Below are 664 nucleotides of genomic sequence, written 5' to 3' on the forward strand. Positions count from 1 at the left end.
CTCGAGCAGATATATTCAAGAGCTAACGGCGTTGAATTTACTTGCAATAGGCCCGCTATTGACGCGTAAATTCGCCTTGCTTTCACTGAAAATCTCTGGCTAGAGAAAATAAATTTAAATATCACCATAGTTCACTATGTTAGTAAATCTCTTAACCAGAGTTCAGGTTAGTTAACTTACTAATTTTTAAAACATAAGGAAATACAATGAATAAAATAAATACGGATGTAAATTATAAAACAATGGCCGGTAATGCGCGCTTAGTTATGCTTGGCGAATCAAGCCATAGCACTGCTGGTTATAAGTATGAAGCAATTAAGGCGATCAAACAGTTAAAAGCTGCAGGTTTTACACATTTTGCAATTGAAATGCTGCCACGTTCAATGCAAGAAAAAATAGAGTTTTATCAGCGAACAGGTAAAGGTTTCAAAGAAATTCAGCAATATTTTGATGAAAATTGGGCTTGGGGATATTTAGTTCCTAAAGCTTATAAAATAAACTAGACACCCACCCTAATTTTTGCTGTTTGGCGAACTAAGTACTAGGCTTTGTTTAGTGCAAGAGCAGCAGGGTGTCTTATGGCTATCGACAGAATAAACTAGACACCCACCCAAATTTTGCTGTTTGGCGTCCCGAATTCATTATGCAAGTGCACCATTAAACA

1 protein-coding gene is annotated in these 664 nt (G+C 36.6%); it reads left to right on the forward strand.

The window, feature by feature from the left end; genetic code table 11:
* Window positions 1-206 precede the first annotated feature (206 nt).
* Window positions 207-503, forward strand: coding sequence for a hypothetical protein (locus CWB66_RS21100; protein WP_252371820.1), 297 nt, complete (start codon window positions 207-209; stop codon window positions 501-503).
* Window positions 504-664 lie beyond the last annotated feature (161 nt).

Source organism: Pseudoalteromonas sp. S558, assembly GCF_005886635.1.
GTDB classification, from domain to species: domain Bacteria; phylum Pseudomonadota; class Gammaproteobacteria; order Enterobacterales; family Alteromonadaceae; genus Pseudoalteromonas; species Pseudoalteromonas aliena.

Bases quoted from the DNA above. Each gene is read 5' to 3' on its own strand.
- CWB66_RS21100 (WP_252371820.1), top strand. From the start codon at position 207: ATGAATAAAATAAATACGGATGTAAATTATAAAACAATGGCCGGTAAT.